This is a genomic window from Nocardia farcinica (assembly GCF_029867845.1).
Taxonomy (GTDB): Bacteria; Actinomycetota; Actinomycetes; order Mycobacteriales; family Mycobacteriaceae; genus Nocardia; species Nocardia farcinica_A.
Genome location: NZ_JARWRU010001077.1, coordinates 1 through 15,929, shown reverse-complemented (window position 1 = coordinate 15,929; position 15,929 = coordinate 1). Strand labels below are relative to the sequence as shown.

17 protein-coding genes are annotated in these 15,929 nt (G+C 70.9%); 7 read left to right on the top strand and 10 right to left on the bottom strand.

What is annotated here, in order from left to right:
- Positions 1-160 precede the first annotated feature (160 nt).
- Entirely contained in the window at positions 161-925 is a 765-nt protein-coding gene (locus QH283_RS23775; protein WP_280505160.1) for an SDR family NAD(P)-dependent oxidoreductase, read from the bottom strand.
- A 74-nt stretch (positions 926-999) separates the two neighbouring features.
- Between QH283_RS23775 and QH283_RS23770 the strand changes: the two genes are divergently transcribed.
- Both QH283_RS23770 and meaB read left to right on the top strand, forming a co-directional pair.
- Positions 1,000-2,145, top strand: a complete 1,146-nt coding sequence (locus QH283_RS23770; protein WP_280505159.1) for a thiolase family protein — start codon at positions 1,000-1,002, stop codon at positions 2,143-2,145.
- Positions 2,146-2,222: 77 nt separating this feature from the next.
- Positions 2,223-3,188: a methylmalonyl Co-A mutase-associated GTPase MeaB gene (gene meaB / locus QH283_RS23765; protein WP_280505158.1), complete on the top strand. Its 966-nt coding sequence runs from the start codon at positions 2,223-2,225 to the stop codon at positions 3,186-3,188.
- 25 nt (positions 3,189-3,213) lie between these two features.
- Here meaB and QH283_RS23760 read toward each other — a convergent pair whose 3' ends face one another.
- Both QH283_RS23760 and QH283_RS23755 read right to left on the bottom strand, forming a co-directional pair.
- Positions 3,214-4,071 carry an acyl-CoA thioesterase gene (locus QH283_RS23760; protein WP_280505157.1) on the bottom strand — a complete coding sequence of 286 codons (858 nt, stop codon included), beginning with the start codon at positions 4,069-4,071 and terminating at the stop codon, positions 3,214-3,216.
- A 40-nt stretch (positions 4,072-4,111) separates the two neighbouring features.
- Positions 4,112-4,768: a TetR/AcrR family transcriptional regulator gene (locus tag QH283_RS23755; protein WP_280505156.1), complete on the bottom strand. Its 657-nt coding sequence runs from the start codon at positions 4,766-4,768 to the stop codon at positions 4,112-4,114.
- Positions 4,769-4,946: 178 nt separating this feature from the next.
- On the opposite strand from QH283_RS23755, the gene QH283_RS23750 reads away from it, so the two are divergent.
- The 5 genes from QH283_RS23750 (at position 4,947) to QH283_RS23730 (ending at position 9,218) form a co-directional block, all read left to right on the top strand.
- On the top strand, positions 4,947-5,945 hold the full coding sequence (locus QH283_RS23750) for an acyl-CoA dehydrogenase family protein (RefSeq protein ID WP_280505155.1): 999 nt from the start codon (positions 4,947-4,949) through the stop codon (positions 5,943-5,945).
- Positions 5,929-7,107, top strand: coding sequence for an acyl-CoA dehydrogenase family protein (locus tag QH283_RS23745; RefSeq protein ID WP_280505154.1), 1,179 nt, complete (start codon positions 5,929-5,931; stop codon positions 7,105-7,107). The genes QH283_RS23750 and QH283_RS23745 overlap by 17 nt, the downstream gene beginning before the upstream one ends.
- Positions 7,108-7,172: 65 nt before the next feature.
- Positions 7,173-7,958: an enoyl-CoA hydratase gene (locus QH283_RS23740; protein WP_280505153.1), complete on the top strand. Its 786-nt coding sequence runs from the start codon at positions 7,173-7,175 to the stop codon at positions 7,956-7,958.
- 52 nt (positions 7,959-8,010) lie between these two features.
- A complete protein-coding gene (locus tag QH283_RS23735) occupies positions 8,011-8,514 on the top strand; it encodes a hypothetical protein (RefSeq protein WP_280505152.1) in 504 nt (167 codons plus the stop codon).
- A gap of 362 nt (positions 8,515-8,876) precedes the next feature.
- A complete protein-coding gene (locus tag QH283_RS23730; RefSeq protein WP_280505151.1) occupies positions 8,877-9,218 on the top strand; it encodes a hypothetical protein in 342 nt (113 codons plus the stop codon).
- A 6-nt stretch (positions 9,219-9,224) separates the two neighbouring features.
- Here the strand turns inward: QH283_RS23730 and QH283_RS23725 are convergent, their stop codons facing one another.
- From QH283_RS23725 to QH283_RS23695, 7 genes are all read right to left on the bottom strand, one after another.
- Positions 9,225-10,388, bottom strand: coding sequence for a phosphotransferase (locus QH283_RS23725; RefSeq protein WP_280505150.1), 1,164 nt, complete (start codon positions 10,386-10,388; stop codon positions 9,225-9,227).
- Positions 10,389-10,515: 127 nt separating this feature from the next.
- The gene (locus QH283_RS23720; RefSeq protein ID WP_280505149.1) at positions 10,516-11,430 is read right to left on the bottom strand and encodes an acyl-CoA dehydrogenase family protein; all 915 of its coding nucleotides are present in this window, start codon (positions 11,428-11,430) and stop codon (positions 10,516-10,518) included.
- A 3-nt stretch (positions 11,431-11,433) separates the two neighbouring features.
- Positions 11,434-12,540, bottom strand: coding sequence for an acyl-CoA dehydrogenase family protein (locus tag QH283_RS23715; RefSeq protein WP_280505148.1), 1,107 nt, complete (start codon positions 12,538-12,540; stop codon positions 11,434-11,436).
- A gap of 3 nt (positions 12,541-12,543) precedes the next feature.
- Positions 12,544-12,960 carry a nuclear transport factor 2 family protein gene (locus QH283_RS23710; RefSeq protein WP_280505147.1) on the bottom strand — a complete coding sequence of 139 codons (417 nt, stop codon included), beginning with the start codon at positions 12,958-12,960 and terminating at the stop codon, positions 12,544-12,546.
- The gene (locus tag QH283_RS23705; protein ID WP_280505146.1) at positions 12,947-14,164 is read right to left on the bottom strand and encodes a metal-dependent hydrolase family protein; all 1,218 of its coding nucleotides are present in this window, start codon (positions 14,162-14,164) and stop codon (positions 12,947-12,949) included. Before QH283_RS23705 ends, QH283_RS23710 begins: the two co-directional genes overlap by 14 nt.
- Positions 14,165-14,167: 3 nt before the next feature.
- Positions 14,168-14,524, bottom strand: coding sequence for a hypothetical protein (locus QH283_RS23700; protein ID WP_280505145.1), 357 nt, complete (start codon positions 14,522-14,524; stop codon positions 14,168-14,170).
- Positions 14,511-15,776, bottom strand: coding sequence for an aromatic ring-hydroxylating oxygenase subunit alpha (locus tag QH283_RS23695; protein ID WP_280505144.1), 1,266 nt, complete (start codon positions 15,774-15,776; stop codon positions 14,511-14,513). Before QH283_RS23695 ends, QH283_RS23700 begins: the two co-directional genes overlap by 14 nt.
- Positions 15,777-15,929: the final 153 nt, after the last annotated feature.

Genomic DNA, 15,929 nt, shown 5'->3' with positions numbered 1-15,929 from the left:
CCCCGACTGCGCCAACAACGCCGAGGATCTGACCTTCCAGCCCGCGGACTTCCGGGCGACCATCGCCCGGCTCACCGCCCGCCGCGACTGACCGACGAGACGCCGAAGGCCCCGGACGCCGCTCCGGCGGGGTCCGGGACTGTCCTCGTCGCCGCGGCGCCTACTTCGGTCCGAAGCGCAGCGCGCCGTCGAGGCGGACGACCTCGCCGTTGAGATAGTCGTTCTCGATGATGGACTGGGCGAGCTGGGCGTACTCTGCCGAGCGGCCCATGCGCCGGGGGAAGGGCACCTGCGGGCCCCAGTACTGCTCCAGCTTGTCGGCGGCCTTGCCGTAGGCGGGGGTGTTGATGGTGCCGGGGGCGATGGTGACCACACGGATGCCCAGCGGGGACAGGTCGCGGGCGGCGACCAGCGTCATGCCCACCACGCCGCCCTTGGCCGCGGCGTAGGGCAGCTGGCCGATCTGGCCCTCGAAGGCGGCGATCGAGGCGGTGGTGACGACGACGCCGCGGCCGCCCTCGTCGAGCGGGTCGGTTTCGGCGATGGCGGCCGCCGACAGGCGCAGGACGTTGAAGACCGCGGTCAGGTAGTACTCGATGGTGGTGCGGAAACCTTCCAGCGGCAACGGCTTTCCGTCCTTGCCGACCAGCCTGCCGCCCTGGGCGGGACCGCCGTGGGTGTCGACCGAGATACGCAGCGGGCCGAGCGCTTTCGCCTCCGCGATGGCGGCGTTCACCGATTCCTCGTCGGTGGCATCGGTGTGCACGTAGCGGATGCCGAGTTCCTTCTCCAGTTCGCGGCCCTTCTCGTCGGCCACGTCCGCGACCACGACTTTCGCCCCCGCCGCGGCCAGGCGACGGGTGGTGGCCTCGCCGAGGCCGCCCGTGCCGCCGACCACCAGGGCGGAGCTTCCACTGATCTGCATGTCGCGACCCCTCTCTTGAAACAAAACTCTCTCGTTGAGAGAATCATATTCTCACACCGGATTGGAGTGCCACCATGCCCGAGGCCGTGATCGTCTCCGCGACCCGAACCCCGATCGGAACCGCCAGGAAAGGAACGCTGCGCGACACCGACGCCTTCGAACTGGCCCGCCACATCGTGGGAGCCGCCGCCGACGGCCTCGACCCGGCCGCGATCGACGACGTGATCCTGGGGGAGGGCCGATACGGCGGCGGCGTGCTCGCCCGCCACGGCGCCCTCACCGCAGGCCTGACCGAGGTGCCCGGCCTGGCGCAGAACCGCCACTGCGCCGCGGGCATGTCGGCCGTGCAGACCGCGGCCGCCTCGATCCGCGCGGGCATGGACGAACTGGTGATCGCCGGTGGCGTGAACTCCGACTCCACCGCGCCCCGCGCCCGCTTCCGCACCGGTGCGGACACCTGGGCCGACCCGTGGGTCTCGCCCAGTCATCCCGACCGCCCCGACGCCCCCGCGTTGGACATGTCCATCACCGTCGGCTGGAACACCGCCGTGCGAGCAGGCATCTCGCGCGTGGAGATGGACGCCTGGGCGCTGCGTTCGCACCGCAACGCCGTCGCCGCCATCGACGAGGGCCGGTTCAAAGAGGAGATCGTGCCCATCGGCACCCCGCACGGCCTGTTCGACACCGACGAGCACCCCCGCCGCGACACCAGCCTCGAACGGCTGGCCGCCCTGAAGGTCCTGCACCCGGAGATCGAGGGTTTCTCCATCACCGCGGGCAACGCCTCCGGCGCCAACGACGGTGCGGCCGCCCTGGCCATCGCGAGCGACCGGCTCGGCCTGCCCGCCCTCGGCGTCGTCCTCGGCTGGGCCTGTGTCGGTGTCGACCCGCACGACACCGGGCTGGCACCCATCCGGGCCGTCACGAAAGCCGTTCGGCGGGCCGGTGTCTCGCTCTCCGACATCGCGGTGATCGAGATCAACGAAGCGTTCGCCTCCGTCCCCCTGGCCGCGATCAAGGCGCTCGACCTCGACGCCGACCGGGTGAACGTCAGCGGCAGCGGCTGCTCGCTCGGCCACCCCGTCGCCGCCACCGGTGCGCGCATGATCGTCACCCTGGTCCACGAACTGCGCCGTCGCGGCGGCGGATTGGGCCTGGCCGCGCTGTGTGCGGGTGGTGGTATGGGGTCGGCCACGGTCATCGAGGTCCCCGCGCCGTGAATCGATCCCGCGGCGGTCCCGGTGCCCTGCCGCCGGGGCGTGGCGGCCCGCCGCCCGCCCCCGGTGCGGTCACGGGTGTGGATGCGGATGGCGTCCCCGAGCTGTTCACCCGTGCCCGTGCCGGTTCACCGCGGGCCGTGGGGCGACTGCTCAGCATGGTGGAGGGGCCGCGGCGGAACGCGGTGCGCGAGTTCCTCGCTCGTGAGCTACCGGCCCGGGAGCCGGTGGCGGCTCGGGAGACGGAGGCGCACACCGTGAGCGCCGGTCCGGGGCGCGCTCTGGTGATAGGCGTGACCGGCCCGCCGGGCGCGGGCAAGTCCACCACTGTCGCAGCGCTGGTCGACCGCTACCGGGCCCGCGGCGTCCGGGTGGCCGTGCTGGCGGTCGACCCGTCCTCGCCGTACAGCGGCGGCGCCCTGCTCGGCGACCGGATCAGAATGGACCGGCACACCGACGACCCCGGCGTCTTCATCCGCTCGCTGGCCGCTCGCGGCCACATGGGCGGCCTGTCGGAGGCGGTGCCCGCGGCCGTCGGCGTGCTGGTGGCGCTCGGGTACGGGGTCGTGCTGCTGGAAACGGTCGGCGTCGGTCAGTCGGAGATCGAGGTGGCCGCCGTCGCCGATCCGACGCTGGTGGTGCTCAATCCCGGCGCGGGCGACGCGGTGCGGGCCGCCAAGGCGGGCTTGCTCGAGGTCGCCGACCTGCTCGTGGTCAACAAGGCCGACCGCGACGGCGCCGAGCAGACGGTCCGGGACCTGCGGGCCGAAGCCGCCGTCCCCGTGCTCACCCTGATCGCCGACCGGGGTGTGGGCACAACGGAACTGGTCGCCGCGATCGACGCCCACCGCCGCGCCGAATCATCCGGCCGCCGCGCCGCCCGCGCCCGCGCGCAGATCCTCGCCCTGGCCCAGAGCCTGCTACGTGCGAACGGCGACCTCGACCGACTGGCCGGACTCGTCGCCGCGGGCGAGGCGGACGTGTACACCGCGACCGAGGAACTCCTCGCCGCCCTGACGCGAACCGGCGCGGGCACAGCGGGGTGATAGTCCGCGCCTGCATCGACGGCGGTCACGACACGGGCAGCCGGATCATCGCCTCCTGGGCGTAGGAGGCGACCAACTCCCCGCTCTCGGTGAGGATGTCGCCGCGTCCGAACCCGCGCCCGTGGGCGAGGATCGGACTGTGCTGGCGCAGCAACAGCCAGTCGTCGGAGCGGAACGCGCCGTGGAACCACAGGGTGTGCGAGGTGACGGCGGAGAGGAAGGCGGTGCCGTTGCCGCTCTGGGAGAAGCCCTCCTGGGGCAGCAGGGCGGTGCCGATGAGGGTGAGATCGGTGGCGTAGGCGGCGAGCGGGGCGGCCAGGGCCGGGTCGACGGTGGGGGTCCGCATCCAGAACTCGAATTCCGGTGCGCTGCTGCCCTTGTCGTCGATCTCGCGCCGGGCTCGGACCTCCCAGGGCAGCAGGTCCCAGTCGGCCTTGTGTTCGGCCGAGGGAAGGGCGGGCACGGGGTCGGTGCTCTGGCGACGCGGGCCCTGCTCGGGGGTGTGCAGCGAGAGCGAGGCCGTGGCGACCACGCCCGCGGACTGTTCGGCGATCACGGTGGCCGAGGCGAAGGTGCGGCCCTCGTGGCAGGCGCGCACGCGGTAGCGGATCGGCTCCTCGGAGCGGCCCTCGCGCGGGAACAGCGCGTGCAGCGATTTCAGTTGCTTGCCGGGGAAGCTCAGCGCGGCGGCCCGGACGACCTGGCCGAGGATCTGGCCGCCGAACACGCGGTGGTAGGGCAGCTGCTGGTTGCTTCCCTCGAACTGGAACTCGGCGTCGGGCGGGCGGGCATCCGATGGCGCCGCACCGCCGCCGCCGTGGCCGGCGGGCGGGACTCGGGTGAGGTCGAGGCAGGCGACGAGGTCGCTCCACAGATCGGGCATGACCCGAGTGTATTCCAAATTCTCGAAAACGAGAATGACGTTACCGTTGTGGCGTGAAGCCGTGGGCGCAGAAGTTCCAGACCTCGGCGGCGGTGATCGGGTTCTGGGTCTCCTCGTCGGGGTGGCCGTTGTACTGCGCGGTGAACATGACCGTCTGCATGACCATGGCGGCCATCCGGCGGGTGTTCACCCCCTCGCGTAGCCGCCCGGCCTCCGCCGCCTCGTCGAGCAGTTCGGTGAACAGCGCCAGCATGGGCGCGTGGCCGAGTTTGACCTGGGCGGGATGGGAGACCAGCAAGCGCGGGGCGAACTCGGTGAACAGCGGGCGCTGGGCCGCCGGGTCCGGTCTGCACAGCTCGAACAGCAGTTCCACCACCACGCGGAGTTTGCGCAGCGGGTCGGTGGTGCCCTCGGCGGCGGCGCGCAACTGCTCGGCGGTGCGGGCGAGGGTGTCCTCGAACAGGGCGAGCAACAGCTCGTGCTTGCCGTCGAACTGCAGGTAGAAACTGCGCAGCGACTGCCGCGACCGGTCGACCACCTCCTGCACGGTGAAGTCGGTGGTGCCCTTCTCGGCGATGATCGCCTGGGCCGCGTCGAGGAATCGCTGCACGCGTTCCTCGGCGCGCAGTTTCGCCGTCCGCAGGGAACGTTCGACGGCGCGTTGCTTCCATGCGGGCTCTTCGCCGGGGCTGGTCACGGGGTGCCTCACTGTCGGGTCGGCGGAAGAGAACATGAACGCACTGTACCGGAACGGCGTTCTCTTCTGATCGTTCCGAACAGCATACTTCCGTAGTGGTAATGCTTCACTTTCGTTTGAAGAGAATGATATTCTCGCACGATCGTGCGGTGGCCACGCGAGGAGGTGAGAGTCCGGGATGCTCTTCGAATTCGACGACGACCAGCGCCTGTGGCGGCGCACGGTCGGGGAGGTGCTCGCCAGGCACTGCCCGGCCGAGCTGGTCCGCGAGGTCGCCGACAAGGGCGCCTCGACCGAGGCGCTGTGGCGCGTCTACGCCGAGCAGGGCTGGAGCGAACTCACCGACCCCGCGGCAGCGGTCGAACTCGGCATCGTGGTCGAGGAACTGGGCAGGCACACCGATCCCACCCCCTTCCTCGCCACGGCCACCCAGTTCGCGCCGCTGGCACCGGGATTCACCGGCGCCGCGGCCACGGGCGCCGCGGTCTACGACGGCGTCGGGGTGCACCACGACGGCAACAGCTGGGTGCTCACCGGCACCGCGCGGCACGTGCTCGACGGCGACCGGGCGGACCAGCTGGCCGTGGTCACCGCCTCTGGGGTGTTCGTCGTGCCCGCCGCTTCGGCCGTCGTGCGGCGCGAGCAGGTGTTCGACCCGCTGCTGCACCTGGCCGAGGTGACCTTCGCGGCGGTTCCGGTCCACGACGAGGCGAAGGTCGACGCCGACCCGGAACGGGCACGGCACGTGGCGCTGACCGGTCTGGCGCTGACCACGGTCGGCGCGTGCGCCCGGGTGCTGGAGATGGTGCTCGCGCACGTGCGGGGCCGCCACCAGTTCGGGGCGCCGATCGGCAGCTTCCAGGCGGTCAAGCACAAGGCCGTCGACATGCACATCGCCATCGAGAGGGCGCGCGCACTGGCCTATTTCGCGGCCATGACCATCGCCGCCGACGACCCGCGTCGCCGCGTCGCCGCCGCCATGGCCAAGGCCGCGGCCGGGGAGTGCCAGGCGCTGGTGTTCGCCCACGGCGTGCAGTTGTTCGGCGCCATGGGCTTCACCTGGGAGAACGACCTGCAGTTCGCGCTCAAGCGGGCCAAGGCCGGGGACCTGCTGCTCGGTGGCGCCGCGCACCACCGGGCCGTGATCGCCGAGGAGTATCGTGCGACTGACTTTTGACGCCGACGTCGAGCGGTTCCGCGCCGAGTTCGTGGCCTTCCTCGACGAGCACGCCCCCGACGAACAGGACGCGCTCGCGCGCCGCCCGGTCTCGAGCGCCGACGTGCCGGAGTGGGCGCGGCGGTGGCAGCGCACCCAGTTCGACCACGGCTGGCTGCTGCCGGGCAATCCGCCGGAGTTCGGCGGCCGCAACGCCGGCATCCTGCAGCAGTACGTGCATCTCGAGGAGTTGTCGCGGCGGCGGATCTACCACAGCTTCAACCCGCAGGGCCTCGGCATCGTCGCGGCCTCGCTGCTGTCCTTCGGCACCGAGGACCAGAAGCGGAACTGGGCCGTGCCCATCCTGCGTGCCGAGATCACCGCCGCGCTCGGCATGAGCGAGCCGGGCGCGGGCTCCGATCTGGCGGGCCTGCGCACCCGCGCGGTCCTCGACGGCGACCGGTTCGTGGTGAACGGGCAGAAGGTGTGGACCTCCGGCGCCCACGATGCCGACGTGCTGCTCACCTTCGTGCGCACCGACCCGGACGCGCCGAAGCACAAGGGCATCAGTGTGCTGTTGATCCCGACCGACACCCCAGGCGTCACGCGCAGGCCGTTCGCCTCGCTGTGCGACCCGTCCGATCTGGACTTCAACGAGGTCTTCTTCGAGGACGTCCTGGTGCCCGCCGCGAACCTGGTCGGTCCCCTGCACGGCGGCTGGCAGGTGGCCAACGGCTCGCTCGGGCACGAGCGTACGCTGCTGTGGCTGAGTTTCGCCGACCGTCTGCGGGACCTGGTCACCGACTTCCGCCCGGTCACCGAACTCGACCGGGACCGCTACGCGCGCCTGGCCATGGACGATCTGTCGTTGCGGCTGCTCGGCTCGGCGGCGTTGGCCGACGCCGCGCGCGGCGAACAGGACGTGGCCGCCCTGTCGGTGCTCAAGCTGCTCGGTTCCGAGGCCGTGCAGCGCGGCGCCGGATACGCCCTGGACGCCGCGGGCGCGGACGCGCTGATCCACCCCGCGCTGACCGCGCCGTTGCAGCCGCTGAACTACGACAACTTCGTGCGCGGCTGGTTCGAGCGGTACGCGCGCAGCTTCGCCGGGACGATCGCGGGCGGCACCTCGGAGATCCAGCGCAACATCGTCGCCGAGCGCGTGCTCGGACTACCCCGCGGCTGAGCCCGCCGACAGCCCCGCGCCGGGCGGACCCCGAACCGAATCGAACGAGTCAGCTGAGGAAACCGATGTACATCCACTACGAGGTGAGCGACCGGATCGCCACCATCACCCTCGACCGGCCCGAGGCCGCCAACGCCCAGAACGGTGAGCTGCTCGACGAACTGGACGCCGCCTGGCAGCGCGCCGCCGCCGACGACCAGGTGGCGGTGATCGTGCTGCGGGCCGAGGGCAAGCACTTCTCCGCCGGGCACGACCTGAACGACAAGTCCTGGCCCGACCCGAGCAGTATCACCCTCGACACCATCTACAACCTGGAGGCCCGCCGCTACCTCGAGTATTCGCTGCGCTGGCGCAACATCCCCAAGCCGTCCATCGCGGCGGTGCAGGGCCGCTGCATCGCCGGCGGGCTGCTGCTGTGCTGGCCGTGCGACCTGATCGTCGCGGCCGAGGACGCCAAGTTCTCCGATCCGGTGGTCATGATGGGCATCGGCGGCGTCGAATACCACGGCCACACCTGGGAACTGGGTGCTCGCCTGGCCAAGGAGATCCTGTTCACCGGACGCCCGGTCACCGCCGAGGAGGCCGCGCGAGTGGGCATGGTCAACACCGTCGTGCCGAGGGCCGAACTCGATTCCGCCACCAGGGCACTGGCCGCCAGGATCGCGCGCATGCCCGCCTTCGGCCTGCGCCAGGCCAAGCGCGCGGTCAACCAGACCCTCGACGTGCAGGGCTTCTACGCCGCCATCCAGTCGGTCTTCGACGTCCACCAGACCGGTCACGGCAACGCGCTCAGCGTCGGTGGCTTCCCGATCCTGGTGAAGCTCGACGAGATGAAGGCAGCCCTCGAGTAGACCGGGCCGTCCGGTCCGGGCAATTCAACCCCCTTCAGAGATGAGGAATCCCATGCGTCACCACCTGCATCGCACTGCCGCCGTCTGTGCCGGTCTCGCCCTCGCCGCCGCGGTCGTGCTGACCGGCTGCTCCGACGACGAGAGCGGCGAGGCCGCCGAGACCACGACCGCCTCGGCCGCCGCCACGACCACCGAGGCCGCGGCCGCCGATCCGGCCACGATCGAGGCCATCGAGACCACCTACGCGACCTTCTTCGACTCCACCAGGACTCCCGAGGAGCGGGCCGCGAAGGTGCAGCAGAGCGAGGCCTTCCTGCCGGTGCTACAGGCGCAGGCCGCCAATCCGCAGTCCACCGGCCTCGGCGTGGAGATCTCCGAGATCGAGCTGATCGACGACAGCAATGCCGCGGTCACCTACACGCTGGTCATGGGCGGCAACCCGGTGCTGGCCGACCAGGCCGGTGAGGCGGTCGAGGAGAACGGCGAGTGGCTGGTCGCGGCCACCACCTTCTGCACCCTGATGGCGTTGCAGGGCGGCACCTCGCCCGCCTGCTGACCCTGTCCACGAGCACGCGCCCCATGTTGTCTCCCGGGCGGCTCGCCGTGCGCGGTACGTGGCCCCGGCCGCGTTCTTCGCTATCGTACGCAGCGCATATGCACTGAGCGGCCTGGTTCGGGATGGGAGTGCTCGTGGCGATCCGGCGTGCGGGACGAGGGCCGGTTCGATGTCGACGCCATGTGGGGCCCGGCGGGCGACCCGATGATTCTGGACGCCCTGGGCGCGCGCTGAGATTTCCGTGGTCGGAGGCCAATCCGGGAAAGGCCCGCCGTCGAACGACTGTCAGCGTCGACGAGGACGGCTTCGTGTCCGGGTGAGTTCCCGGATCAGTGTCTTTCGACTTCTCGGAAGGATTGCCCGTGCGAGTGATTCCCGCGCTCTGTGCCGCTCCCGCGTCGATCGGGTTGCTGCTGCTCGGCAGCGGTCAGGCGGCAGCGGTGTCCGTGACCCCGGTGGACGGCGCGGTCAGCATCGAGCTGACCGCCGCCGAGGCCGCCACCATCACCTCGGCCGATCTCGGCCAGGCGCTCGGCGCGCTGCCGCCGAACTTCACCCCGCAGGCCAAGGCCGCGCTGGGTGAGGCGATCAGCCGCGGCGCGGCCACGGCGGCCCGCACCCCCGGTTCGACCCTGACCATCGTGGTGGACGAGCCGATCCTGGCGCCGCCCGGCGTGAGTGTCGTGGTCACGCCGGGACGGTGAGCGCGGCTATCCGCGCGACCCGGAGATGAGGGCGTCGAGCACGTCGAAACTGTCGTGGGCGAGCACACCCGCGACGGCGCGCTCGACGCCAACCCGCGACACCTCGGCCGACTGCATGCGTTCCCCGGCCTCGGCCGTGCAGACCGCGGCCAGCAGGAACTCGGTGACCGCGGCCCGGTAGTGCAGCCAGGTGCGGTCGAAGTCGGCGTCGACACCGGCGGCGGCGAGGCGATCGGTGTAGCGCCGGACGAGGTCGGTCTCGATCCCGCGCAACAGGCCGGGTTCCACCGAGGCATTGGCGAAGTAGGCGACATCGCGGATGCCCGGTCCGGCGGCGGCAACCTGCCAGTCCAGGAAGCCGGGCGAACCCGCCTCGAAGAACAGGTTGCCCAGGTGGGTGTCGCCGTGGGTGAGGGTGCGCGGCACCGAGGCCCAGAACGCGTCGATGTCGGTGCCGCGCTGGTAGAAGACCCGGCACTGCTGCTTCACCTGCTCGGGCATCAGATCCGCGGCGTGTCCGTCGATCTCGGCGAGGAACTGCCTGCGGATCATCTCCCCCAGCCGCACCTCGGTGGCCGAGCGTCGGGCCAGCGGCCGCAGATCGGCGTCGAAGCGCGGGCTGTTCCAGAACGCGGCGTGCAGATCGGCGAGCGCGTCCACGACCGCGGCGGCCTCCTCGGCGGTGACCGAATCCACCACGGTGCGGAATTCCGCTGTCTGCGAGAGATCTTCGAGCACCAGGATGCTGCGCCTGCGCGCGGAGCTGTAACGGGCGACATGGCAGCGCGGAATGCGCACCGGCGGTGTGTCGCCCAGTGCGCGATAGGCGATGATCTCCTTCATGCCGAGGCGGAAGAGATTCATCAGCACGTGCTGCAGGTAATTGCTCGGCACCATCTTCACGAACAGATGACCGGGCACCTCCGCTGCCTCGGATTCCACCGCGATCCTGGCGCGCGCCGCGGTCCCGGAATGATGGTCGAGCACCTCGACCGAGGTGATGCTGCCGCGCGGCAGGCCCATCGCCTTCGCCAGCCACCTCCTGCTGACGCCACGCACCCGTAACGGGGCCTTCGAGCCGAAGGGGATCGCTCGATCCAAGCCCGCGCGGGTGGCCTCCTTCATCGCGGAGCCGACTCCCAGCGCGGTGTGCAGTGTTCGTATTGCCACAGAAGACCTTTCATGCCGACAGCGGCCCGGGTCGGAGCCGCCGTCGTCATGCATTGAATCACCGTTGCTTCGGGCAAGTATGTTCCGGCGGAGGAAAACGGAATCCGTCGTTCGGCGGCGATCGAGTTCAGAGTTCGGCGATCCGTGGCGCGCGGCCGCGTTCGCGCACCTCACGCCCCGCCTGGCGCACGAGCTCACGGGTGCTGCCCAGCAACCCGTCCAGGACGAGCGCGCGCCGCACGTGCCGGTGCAGCGCGTGCTCGGCGGTGAAACCGATCCCGCCGAGCACCTGCTGGCAGTGCCGGGCGGCGGTGAGCGCCGACCGGCCCGCGGCGGCCTTGGCGAGCAGTGCGCCGAAGTCGCCGTCCGCGTGGGCGAGCGCGGCCTCCGCCGCGTCGAGAGCGACCAGGGTCTCCGCCAGCCGGTGCCGCACCGCCTGGAACGAGGCGAGCGGCCGGCCGAACTGCACGCGCTCGACCGCGTGGGCGCGTGCGAGAGCGAGCATGGCGTGCCCGGTGCCGAGCAGCCACCAGCCGAGTGCCCGGCGGCCCGCGGCGGTCGCCCGCCCCGAGAGCTCCGCGCGGCGCCCGCCCTCGACACTTCCGAGGGCGAGCGGGCGAAGCGGAAGGCCGGCGTCGAGCGGGAACGCCGGCGGCGCCTGGACGGCCTGTCCGACGGTCTCGGCGCGTGCGGCGCCGGACCGCGCGGCCGCCTCGGAAGGCGGCGCACCGGTCGCGCACTCCCAGACCACCCACCGCCCGCCGGCGAAGGGCAACGCCACCTCGGCGGGCAGGGTGGGATCGGCGGCGCGCAGCACATCGAGCAGGACCGACGCGTGTGCCCCGGTCTCCCCGAGCGACCGGAAGACCAGGGGAATCGCGACTCGCGGGCGCTCCGCCAACAGCTCCGCCCAGCCGAGGCCGGCGAGCGCCGGGTCGGCGCAGCCCCCGGCGGCGCCGGTCATGACGCCGCGCACGGTGTCGGTGAGCAGTCGCGACTCGGTGGCATCGAGCGGCGAACTGCCCGCGGCGGTTCCGGTCATGGGTCACTCCTCACCGAGGTCGAGCAGGCGGCGGGCGATGATGTTGCGCTGGATCTCGGCGGTGCCGCCGTAGATGGTCGCCGCGCGGGAGTACAGGAACTCGGTGCGCCAGGGGGAGTCGTCGAGTTCGATCACCCCGGGCAGCACGTCGCGGGCGGTGTCGAAGAGACGTTGTTCGGCCTCGGCGAGCAGCACCTTGTCGACGGAGGTCTCCGGGCCGAGCCGCTCGCCCGCGGCGAGGCGGCGCTGGGTGGTGTGCGAGCGGCAGCGGACGGTGTGCAGGGCGAGCAGGGCGGCGCCGAGTTCGTCGTCGGTCGCGTCGGTTCCAGCCACCAGCAGTTGGTCGAAGCGGGTGAACAGATGGGCGATGCGGTGCCAGAAGCAGGTGGAGCGCTCGTGCGGCAGCAGGTCCATGGCCAGGCGCCAGCCGTCGCCGGGGCGGCCGAGCATGCGGTCGGCGGGCACGAGCACGTCGTCGAAGAAGACCTCGGCGAACTCGTCCACGCCGTGCATGGTGCGCAGCGGGCGCACGGTGACACCGGGGGAGTCCATGTCGACGAAGAAGGCGGTGATCCCGTCGTGGCCGGGGCCGGTGCGGGTGAGCAGCACGCAGCGGGCGGCGTACTGGGCCAGGCTGGTCCACACCTTCTGGCCGGAGATCAGCCAGTCCTCGCCGTGCGGCACGGCTTTCGTGCGCAGCGAGGCGAGGTCGCTGCCGGAGCCGGGCTCGGAGAAGCCCTGGCACCACTGCTCACGCCCGGACAGCAGCCGGGGCACCATGTCGGCGGCGAGTTCCGGTCGGGCACAGGCGATCATGGTCGGCGCGAGCACCTCGATCATCGACCAGATGCCCGGCTCGGCCAGATCACGGGAGGCGACCTCCTCCCCGAGGATCGCGCGCAGCACCGCAGGTCCGCCGAGACCGCCGACCTGCTCGGGCCAGCCGTAGCGCATCCAGCCCGCCTCGAACAGGGCGCGCCGGACCCGCAACAGCTGCTCGACCTGGCTGTCCAGCGAATGATCCGGTCCGGGGGACAGGTCGTGCGCGTCCAGCCAGACGCGCAGCGCGTCACGGAAGGCGGCGGTGTCGGTGAGCGGCGGGGCGGACACCGGTCAGGCCTCCGAGCGCTGGAAGGCGTGCGGGATGCCGGAGTCGTGGTCGCCGTTGCGGCGGATGAAGGTCATCCGCCGGGTCTTCAGCCGCCAGCCGTCGGGGGTGCGCACCAGGGTGTCGGTGTAGTAGCCGATGCGCATGTCGTGGGTGCTGTGCTCGACGAAGCACAGCGGCTGGGTGCCCGTCGCGGTGTCGCCGTCGATGTCCAGCGCCGGGATGCCGGTCAGGAACAGCCCTTTGGGGGCGGCGGCGACCAGCTCGGGGAAGATGTCGAGGGTGTAGGTGTCGCCGAAGGCGCTGTAGGTGCCGTCGGGAGTGAACACCGCGAGCAGGCCGTCGATGTCGCCCCGGGTGATGGTGACCGCGTAGCGGGCCAGCACCTGCTGGATCTCGAGCAGGTCGTCATTTCTGGACATGGATCTTTCCGCCTTTCATCACGAAGCGCACATCCCTGGTCACGGTGATGTCGTCGAGCGGGTCGCCGGGGACGCCGATGACATCGGCCAGCTGCCCCTCGGCGAGCCTGCCGCGATCGGTGACGCCGATCAGTTCCGCGCCGCGAATGGTGGCCGCGCGCAACACTTCCACCGGCGGCAGCCCGCGCTGCACCAGCGCCACCAGTTCGTCGGCATTGCGGCCGTGCGGGATGGCGGGCGCGTCGGTGCCGACGGCGATCTTCACGCCCGCCTGGTACGCGGCCAGTACCGAGGTGCGGGCCTTGGGGAACATGACCGCGGCCTTGGCTTGCAGAGCCGGATCGGCCTCGGAGACATCCATGGCGTCGGCCAGCCGGGTGGTCGGGACCAGCCAGGTGCCGTGCTCGACCATCAGGTCGATGGCGTTGTCGTCGATGAGAAAGCCGTGCTCGATACAGTCCACTCCCGCCGCGACGGCGTGCGCCACGGCCTCGGCGCCGTGGGTGTGGGCGGCGACCCTCAACCCGCGCCGATGCGCCTCGTCGACGATGGCGCGCAGCTCCTCGTCCGAATAGTGTTGCGCGCCGGGCGCTCCGGTCAGCGACATGACGCCGCCGGAGACACAGATCTTGATCAGCTGCGCGCCGTGTTTGATCTGGTAGCGCACCGCCTTACGGACCTCGTCCACGCCGTTGGCGATGCCCTCCTCGACGGTCAGTCGCAGCACGTCGGGGGCGAAGGCGGAGAACATGGTCGGATCCAGGTGCCCGCCGGTGGGGGTGATGGCGTGTCCGGCGGGCACGATGCGCGGACCCTCGATCCACCCGGCGTCGATCGCCTTGCCCAGCGCCACGTCGAGCAGGTAACCGCCGGTCTTGACGAACAGGCCCAGATTGCGGACGGTGGTGAACCCGGCGCGCAGGGTGCGCCGGGCGTTGCCGACCGCGCGCAGCACCCGCAGCGCCGGATCGTCGGTCACGCTGGAGGCCAGGCCGGACTCCCCGCGCCCGCCCATCAGAAGGTTGACCTCCATGTCCATCAGGCCGGGCAGCAGCACCACATCGCCGAGGTCGACGACCTCGCCGGTGACCGGGCCGCCGACCCCGGCGATGCGGTCGCCGTCGATCCGCAGGATGCCGGGCCGCGCGATCGCACCCGAGTCGACGTCGAGCAGCCCGGCCGCCCGCAGGGTGAGCGCGGGCATCGCTCAGACCACCGGCTCGCGCACGAGATCGAGATAGGCGGCGCCGGAGTCGGGCACCCTGGGCTGCTTCCACACCTCGATCGGGAAGGACACCATCACCAGCGACTGCAACAGGTGGAACAGCCGCCTGCCCTCCTCGGGCAGGTCGTTCCAGTCGTACTTGCCCTCGATGAAGTCCAGCGCCGCCTGCATGCGGGGGAAGACGGTGTCGTAGAGGTCCTGCATCTCCTCCATCGTCGAGGCCAGCCGCTTGGCGTAGCGCTCGGGCTCGGTGGGCAGAATCCAGTCGGCGAACCGTTCCAGGTCGGCGAATTCGGCGGGCAGCAGCGGGCTGTTCTCGGCCGGGTCAGTGCTTGCCATTGCGGTACTCCTCGACGATCTTCTGGGCGGTCTTGTGCAGGTGGCGGAGCAGGATCTCCTGATCGTTGAGCGGGAAGTCGGTGACCTCGCGGGTGGCGATCATGGTCTGGGTGGCCTCGAGAGTGTTCGCGTCCTGTAGCGCGTACTCCTTGAAGGTGACCGCGGCCAGCTCCTGCGCCAGCCGCTGGCGGGCATTGCTCGCCGGCACGAAGTACAGGTTCGCCTCGAAGATGTGGCGGTCCACCGCGGTCGGCCAGTAGTGGTAGGTCAGGAACCAGCCGGGCGCCCAGAACAGCAGCGAGAAGTTCGGAAAGATCTCGAATTCGTCCACGCCCCAGGAGTGGTGGCCCGAGGGGTTCAACCCGGGCGGCAGCGGGTCGAGCCCGTCGATGTCGGGCCGGTCCCACGGGCCGAACAGGCCGCTGCGCAGCTCGCGCTCGATCGGCTTGACCATGCGCGGGTCCTTGGGCGGGGCCATGCCGCCCCAGGAGGACACCATCGAGTGCGGTGCGGCGATCTCGTAGTGCAGTGCCTCGAACCCGTAGCCTGCCAGCTTGTCCGCCTCGTCCTTGACCGCCTGCTTCTGGTGCAGCACCGGCGCGTGGTAGAACTCGGCGAAGGCGTCGATGAACAGTTTCCAGTTCGCGCCGATCTCGGCCCGGTAGCTGTAGACCTCGCTCATCTGCGCGAACGGGTAGCCTTCCAGCCCCTTCATCATCGGGCCCAGGTACTCGGCGAGGGGCTTGGCGTTGTCGTCGAGGTTGACGAAGATGAACCCCTCCCAGACCTCGCAGCGCACCGGTTTGAGGCCGAAGTCGCTCTTGTCCAGATCGAAGAACTCGCCCTCCTGCTGGACGAAGGTCAGTTCGCCCTCGAGGCTGTAGCGCCAGGCGTGGTACTTGCAGGTGAACTGCCTGCATGTGCCCGAAGTCTCCTCGCCGGGGTAGTCGTCCCAGACGAGCTTGTTGCCGCGGTGGCGGCAGATGTTGTGGAAGGCGCGGATCACGCCCGCCTTGTCCTTGACGACGATCAGCGAGGTGCCGACGCAGGCCAGGTCCTTGGTGAAGTAGCTGCCGGTCCTGGGCAGCCGGTTCACCCGGCCGACGTTGAGCCAGCTGCGGCGGAAGATGGCGTTGCGCTCGTCCTCGTAGAAGGCCGGGTCGATGGAGTCGGTGTAGTCGACCGGGGCGGTGCCCAGGTCGGGGTAGTTCTGGGTCCAGCTACCCGCGGCTGGTTTGGGGAAGTGCGGCAAGGCAGTACCTTTCGTGCTGAGGGCTGGAGGCCGGCCCCCGGACTGTGGCGGCGGCCCCGGCCCGGGGGCGGCCGGTCACGGGGAGCACCCCCAAGTGTTTTAACCCAAAGCCAAGGTGGTGTTTAACCCGACCGGGGAGAACGAAAACAAAAA

Bases quoted from the DNA above. Each gene is read 5' to 3' on its own strand.
- QH283_RS23775 (WP_280505160.1), bottom strand. From the start codon at position 925: ATGCAGATCAGTGGAAGCTCCGCCCTGGTGGTCGGCGGCACGGGCGGC.
- QH283_RS23720 (WP_280505149.1), bottom strand. From the start codon at position 11,430: ATGACCGGAACCGCCGCGGGCAGTTCGCCGCTCGATGCCACCGAGTCG.
- QH283_RS23700 (WP_280505145.1), bottom strand. From the start codon at position 14,524: ATGGCAAGCACTGACCCGGCCGAGAACAGCCCGCTGCTGCCCGCCGAA.
- QH283_RS23705 (WP_280505146.1), bottom strand. From the start codon at position 14,164: ATGCCCGCGCTCACCCTGCGGGCGGCCGGGCTGCTCGACGTCGACTCG.
- QH283_RS23735 (WP_280505152.1), top strand. From the start codon at position 8,011: ATGCGTCACCACCTGCATCGCACTGCCGCCGTCTGTGCCGGTCTCGCC.
- QH283_RS23710 (WP_280505147.1), bottom strand. From the start codon at position 12,960: ATGTCCAGAAATGACGACCTGCTCGAGATCCAGCAGGTGCTGGCCCGC.
- QH283_RS23740 (WP_280505153.1), top strand. From the start codon at position 7,173: ATGTACATCCACTACGAGGTGAGCGACCGGATCGCCACCATCACCCTC.
- QH283_RS23750 (WP_280505155.1), top strand. From the start codon at position 4,947: ATGCTCTTCGAATTCGACGACGACCAGCGCCTGTGGCGGCGCACGGTC.
- QH283_RS23760 (WP_280505157.1), bottom strand. From the start codon at position 4,071: ATGCCCGATCTGTGGAGCGACCTCGTCGCCTGCCTCGACCTCACCCGA.
- QH283_RS23770 (WP_280505159.1), top strand. From the start codon at position 1,000: ATGCCCGAGGCCGTGATCGTCTCCGCGACCCGAACCCCGATCGGAACC.